Consider the following 6,232-nt stretch of genomic DNA (forward strand, 5'->3'; position numbering starts at 1 on the left):
GGTTGATGAAGTACTGCCTGAACAACCCATGCGTCAGTGGGTGTTGAGCTTCCCGTTTCAGCTGCGTTTCCTGTTTGCCAGCCGGCCCGAGATCATGGGGTGGGTGCTGGGCATCGTTTACCGCGTCATTGCCACGCACCTGGTCAAGAAAGCGGGCCATACCCACCAAGTGGCCAAGACGGGCGCGGTCACCCTGATCCAGCGTTTTGGATCGGCGCTCAATCTGAATGTTCACTTCCACATGCTGTTTCTCGACGGTGTGTATGTCGAGCAATCCCACGGCTCAGCGCGTTTCCGCTGGGTCAAGGCGCCGACCAGCCCAGAGCTCACCCAGCTGACGCACACCATCGCCCACCGGGTGGGTCGCTATCTGGAACGGCAAGGCCTGCTGGAACGGGATGTCGAAAACAGCTATCTGGCCTCGGATGCGGTGGATGACGACCCGATGACACCCCTGCTGGGGCACTCGATCACTTACCGTATCGCTGTCGGTTCACAGGCGGGGCGAAAGGTGTTCACTTTGCAAACTCTGCCGACCAGTGGTGATCCGTTCGGTGACGGGATTGGCAAGGTAGCCGGGTCCAGCCTGCACGCCGGCGTGGCGGCCAGGGCCGATGAACGCAAGAAGCTCGAACGGCTGTGCCGGTACATCAGCCGCCCGGCGGTATCCGAGAAGCGGCTGTCGTTAACACGAGGCGGCAACGTGCGCTACCAGCTCAAGACGCCGTACCGGGACGGCACCACGCACGTCATTTTCGAACCATTGGATTTCATTGCAAGGCTGGCCGCCCTGGTACCGAAGCCCAGAGTCAACCTAACCCGCTTCCACGGGGTGTTCGCACCCAACAGTCGGCACCGGGCGTTGGTCACGCCGGCAAAACGGGGCAGGGGCAACAAGGTCAGGGTGGCTGATGAACCGGCAACACCAGCACAACGGCGAGCGTCGATGACATGGGCGCAACGGCTCAAGCGTGTTTTCAATATCGACATCGAGACCTGCAGCGGCTGCGGCGGCGCCATGAAAGTCATCGCCTGCATTGAAGACCCTATAGTGATCAAGCAGATCCTTGATCACCTGAAGCACAAAGCCGAAACCAGCGGGACCAGGGCGTTACCCGAAAGCCGGGCGCCACCGGCTGAGCTGCTCCTGGGTCTGTTTGACTGACGAGCCTGAAGGCCAACGATACCAATCAAAATGCTGCGTTCACAGCGCCGCGGCAGGGATCCGCCGTGCTGGTTGTCGGAAAAGGAGCCGCTAGTGGGAAAGAGGAGGGTAAATTTTCAGCGTTGCTGGCTCCCCGTCAGCCGGATTGGGTTGCATCGCAGGGGTGTCGAAAGAGTCAACTGCGGTCCAAAGCTGTTGGACTTGGGTGAAAAGGGCGTTTATTCTTCCTATACGTATGATTCAAACTGCAGATGAGTTACATTTGAAAGAAAAGGTGAAAAAACCAATTGAGAAATTATTGCATGTGCTTAATGCCTCAAATAAAAAATTAATTATTCAATACCGATCATTATGAAACTATCATTAATTGTTGCCATGGATAAAAATTTTGGCATTGGTAAAGACAACGATTTGTTATGGAAATTGCCGGCTGATATGAAATTCTTTAAAGAAACTTCAACAGGTCATGTAGTAATAACCGGACGTAAAAATTATGAATCTATTCCTGAGAAATTTAGACCCTTGCCAAATCGTGAAAATGCCGTTTTAACTCACCAAATCGGCTATCAAGCACCAGGAGCTCATGTCTTTTTTTCACTTACTGAATGTTTAGAGTTCTATAAAAATGAAACCGAAAGAACTGTTTTCATCATTGGTGGGGGACAAATTTATGCAGAAGTTATGCAGCGAAACATCCTTCAAGAAATGTATATCACACAAGTAGATGGAGTGTTTGACGCAGATACTTTTTTTCCTAAATTTTCTGAATCTGAGTGGAATAGTGAAACTGTACTGAAACAGGGTATTGATGAAAAACACGCTTTTGCTTTTGAAATAAAAAAATATACACGTAAATAACTCTAAAACTTACTGTTTTTGTTGAAATGTTTTGTATGTAACGGTTTCAAAACTTCAACGACCTTACTAACTTTGCCTCCTTATGATTTTATGTATAGCTGAAAAACCTTCTGTGGCAAAAGATATTGCCGAAGTAATTGGTGCAAAACAACGCAACAACGGCTTTTATGAAGGAAATGGCTATTGGGTAACCTGGACTTTTGGCCATCTGTGTACATTGAATGAACCCCATGATTACAAAGAAAATTGGAAATACTGGAAATTGGAAGATCTGCCAATTGTACCTAAAAAATTTGGCATTAAACTAATTGATAACGATGGAGTAAAAAGGCAATTTGCTGTTATTGAAAAATTGGTAGCATCTTGTTCTGAAGTCATCAATTGCGGGGATGCCGGGCAGGAAGGGGAGTTGATACAAAGATGGGTATTGGCACCTGGTCAAGAAAGCGGGCCATACCCACCAAGTGGCCAAGACGGGCGCGGTCACCCTGATCCAGCGTTTTGGATCGGCGCTCAATCTGAATGTTCACTTCCACATGCTGTTTCTCGACGGTGTGTATGTCGAGCAATCCCACGGCTCAGCGCGTTTCCGCTGGGTCAAGGCGCCGACCAGCCCAGAGCTCACCCAGCTGACGCACACCATCGCCCACCGGGTGGGTCGCTATCTGGAACGGCAAGGCCTGCTGGAACGGGATGTCGAAAACAGCTATCTGGCCTCGGATGCGGTGGATGACGACCCGATGACACCCCTGCTGGGGCACTCGATCACTTACCGTATCGCTGTCGGTTCACAGGCGGGGCGAAAGGTGTTCACTTTGCAAACTCTGCCGACCAGTGGTGATCCGTTCGGTGACGGGATTGGCAAGGTAGCCGGGTCCAGCCTGCACGCCGGCGTGGCGGCCAGGGCCGATGAACGCAAGAAGCTCGAACGGCTGTGCCGGTACATCAGCCGCCCGGCGGTATCCGAGAAGCGGCTGTCGTTAACACGAGGCGGCAACGTGCGCTACCAGCTCAAGACGCCGTACCGGGACGGCACCACGCACGTCATTTTCGAACCATTGGATTTCATTGCAAGGCTGGCCGCCCTGGTACCGAAGCCCAGAGTCAACCTAACCCGCTTCCACGGGGTGTTCGCACCCAACAGTCGGCACCGGGCGTTGGTCACGCCGGCAAAACGGGGCAGGGGCAACAAGGTCAGGGTGGCTGATGAACCGGCAACACCAGCACAACGGCGAGCGTCGATGACATGGGCGCAACGGCTCAAGCGTGTTTTCAATATCGACATCGAGACCTGCAGCGGCTGCGGCGGCGCCATGAAAGTCATCGCCTGCATTGAAGACCCTATAGTGATCAAGCAGATCCTTGATCACCTGAAGCACAAAGCCGAAACCAGCGGGACCAGGGCGTTACCCGAAAGCCGGGCGCCACCGGCTGAGCTGCTCCTGGGTCTGTTTGACTGACGAGCCTGAAGGCCAACGATACCAATCAAAATGCTGCGTTCACAGCGCCGCGGCAGGGATCCGCCGTGCTGGTTGTCGGAAAAGGAGCCGCTAGTGGGAAAGAGGAGGGTAAATTTTCAGCGTTGCTGGCTCCCCGTCAGCCGGATTGGGTTGCATCGCAGGGGTGTCGAAAGAGTCAACTGCGGTCCAAAGCTGTTGGACTTGGGTGAAAAGGGCGTTTATTCTTCCTATACGTGCCGCGTTCCAGGCGGCGACTATGAGGGCTATGTCGATGCCCATGTGCGCCGGCTGGAGGCGCTACGCCGGGCCGGTATCGTCGAGCGGATCGACGCCGACCAATGGCGCATCCCCGATGATCTGGTCAGCCGTGCCGCCGCCCATGACGCCGGCCGAGACAGTCAGGCCAGCGTTCGCGTCCTTTCCCCGGTCGATCTGAACAAACAGATCGGATCGGACGGCGCGACCTGGCTGGACCGGCGGCTGATCCACGGCGAGACGGCCGACCTTGCGCCAACCGGCTTCGGGCAACAAGTCCGCGAAGCCATGGACCAGCGCCGCGAGCACCATATCGAACAGGGCGACGCCACCCGCAGCCGGGACAGCCGCGTCTTCTACCGGCGCAACCTTCTCGCCATCCTGCGGGAGCGCGAGGTAGCCGGCGTCGGATCGGATATGGCTTTGAGTAAGGGCCTGCCGTTCCGCGCCGCCACGGACGGCGAGAGCGTCAGCGGCAAGTTTACCGGAACCGTGCATCTATCGAGCGGCAAGTTCGCCGTGGTCGAGAAATCCCATGAGTTCACCCTTGTCCCGTGGCGGCCGATCATCGACCGCCAACTCGGCCGCGAGGTTATGGGCATCGTGCAGGGCGGGTCGGTGTCGTGGCAGTTAGGGCGGCAGAGGGGGCTGGAACGCTGAGTGCGCCCATGCCGCATTGCGAAGCAAAAGATAATCGGATAAAATGTAGCAATTCATATTCGTAAGCGTGGAGTAATCAGATGGGAAATTCCAAGTCAGCAGACAAGTAAGCCGCAACAACCAGTATTGTTGTTGCGGCGCTCTGTAAGGCTAGTCTCATCTGATTGCTGACGAGCAGACGTCGCCCGGTATTCCTTAATCGAGGGTTGATTCGTCATGACCACCACACGCCCCGCGTGGGCCTATACGCTGCCGGCAGCACTGCTGCTGATGGCTCCTTTCGACATCCTCGCTTCACTGGCGATGGATATTTATCTCCCTGTCGTTCCAGCGATGCCCGGCATCCTGAACACGACGCCCGCTATGATCCAACTCACGTTGAGCCTCTATATGGTGATGCTCGGCGTGGGCCAGGTGATTTTTGGTCCGCTCTCAGACAGAATCGGGCGACGGCCAATTCTACTTGCGGGCGCAACGGCTTTCGTCATTGCGTCTCTGGGAGCAGCTTGGTCTTCAACTGCACCGGCCTTTGTCGCTTTCCGTCTACTTCAAGCAGTGGGCGCGTCGGCCATGCTGGTGGCGACGTTCGCGACGGTTCGCGACGTTTATGCCAACCGTCCTGAGGGTGTCGTCATCTACGGCCTTTTCAGTTCGATGCTGGCGTTCGTGCCTGCGCTCGGCCCTATCGCCGGAGTATTGATCGGCGAGTTCTTGGGATGGCAGGCGATATTCATTACTTTGGCTATACTGGCGATGCTCGCACTCCTAAATGCGGGTTTCAGGTGGCACGAAACCCGCCCTCTGGATCAAGTCAAGACGCGCCGATCTGTCTTGCCGATCTTCGCGAGTCCGGCTTTTTGGGTTTACACTGTCGGCTTTAGCGCCGGTATGGGCACCTACTTCGTCTTCTTCTCGACGGCTCCCCGTGTGCTCATAGGCCAAGCGGAATATTCCGAGATCGGATTCAGCTTTGCCTTCGCCACTGTCGCGCTTGTAATGATCGTGACAACCCGTTTCGCGAAGTCCTTTGTCGCCAGATGGGGCATCGCAGGATGCGTGGCGCGTGGGATGGCGTTGCTTGTTTGCGGAGCGGTCCTGTTGGGGATCGGCGAACTTTACGGCTCGCCGTCATTCCTCACCTTCATCCTACCGATGTGGGTTGTCGCGGTCGGTATTGTCTTCACGGTGTCCGTTACCGCGAACGGCGCTTTGGCAGAGTTCGACGACATCGCGGGATCAGCGGTCGCGTTCTACTTCTGCGTTCAAAGCCTGATAGTCAGCATTGTCGGGACATTGGCGGTGGCACTTTTAAACGGTGACACAGCGTGGCCCGTGATCTGTTACGCCACGGCGATGGCGGTACTGGTTTCGTTGGGGCTGGTGCTCCTTCGGCTCCGTGGGGCTGCCACCGAGAAGTCGCCAGTCGTCTAACCGACGACTGGTAGCAGGCCCGCTCCGATGCGGCGCACTAACCATCGAAACCTCGTGAATGTCGGTATCCTGTCTGGCAGGATACCGCTCATTTCCCTTGTTCAGTTCATCGCCGTCGCCGAGCATCTGAATTTTCGGCATGCGGCCAAGGCACTTGGTATCAGCCAGTCGAGCGTCAGCGCGCGTGTGAAAGCGCTGGAGGATAACCTTGGTGTCCTGCTATTTGAGCGCCATGCGCGGGGCGTTCGGCTAACAGACGCAGGCAGGCACTTCATGGAGCGTGTCACGGCGGGTGTCGATCAACTCGATCACGCAGTGAAGACCGCGGAGTGACGGGCACTGGCTGGCAATGTCTAGCAACGGCAGGCATTTCGGCTGAGGGTAAAAGAACTTTCCGCTAAGC

At 55.7% G+C, this 6,232-nt stretch carries 5 protein-coding genes and 2 pseudogenes; all 7 read left to right on the plus strand.

The annotated features are described in order from the left end of the window. Positions 1-1,165: IS91-like element ISVsa3 family transposase (locus tag R7Q41_RS23495; RefSeq protein WP_000320694.1), on the plus strand; the 1,165-nt coding region annotated here is incomplete at its 5' end. A gap of 345 nt (positions 1,166-1,510) precedes the next feature. Further along, the gene (locus tag R7Q41_RS23500) at positions 1,511-2,023 is read left to right on the plus strand and encodes a dihydrofolate reductase (RefSeq protein WP_086371372.1); all 513 of its coding nucleotides are present in this window, start codon (positions 1,511-1,513) and stop codon (positions 2,021-2,023) included. A gap of 82 nt (positions 2,024-2,105) precedes the next feature. Next, a pseudogene (locus R7Q41_RS24545) lies at positions 2,106-2,441 on the plus strand (toprim domain-containing protein); the annotation flags it as partial. A gap of 13 nt (positions 2,442-2,454) precedes the next feature. Then, positions 2,455-3,483 (plus strand): annotated as a pseudogene (locus R7Q41_RS23505) (IS91-like element ISVsa3 family transposase); the annotation flags it as partial. 30 nt (positions 3,484-3,513) lie between these two features. Further along, entirely contained in the window at positions 3,514-4,398 is an 885-nt protein-coding gene (locus R7Q41_RS23510) for a DUF3363 domain-containing protein (protein ID WP_001447541.1), read from the plus strand. A 216-nt stretch (positions 4,399-4,614) separates the two neighbouring features. After that, positions 4,615-5,829: a chloramphenicol/florfenicol efflux MFS transporter FloR gene (floR, locus tag R7Q41_RS23515; protein ID WP_000214122.1), complete on the plus strand. Its 1,215-nt coding sequence runs from the start codon at positions 4,615-4,617 to the stop codon at positions 5,827-5,829. A 27-nt stretch (positions 5,830-5,856) separates the two neighbouring features. Further along, positions 5,857-6,162, plus strand: coding sequence for a LysR family transcriptional regulator (locus R7Q41_RS23520; RefSeq protein ID WP_001255015.1), 306 nt, complete (start codon positions 5,857-5,859; stop codon positions 6,160-6,162). Positions 6,163-6,232: the final 70 nt, after the last annotated feature.

It is taken from the genome of Vibrio sp. 2096 (assembly GCF_033339595.1).
Lineage (GTDB): Bacteria > Pseudomonadota > Gammaproteobacteria > Enterobacterales > Vibrionaceae > Vibrio > Vibrio alginolyticus.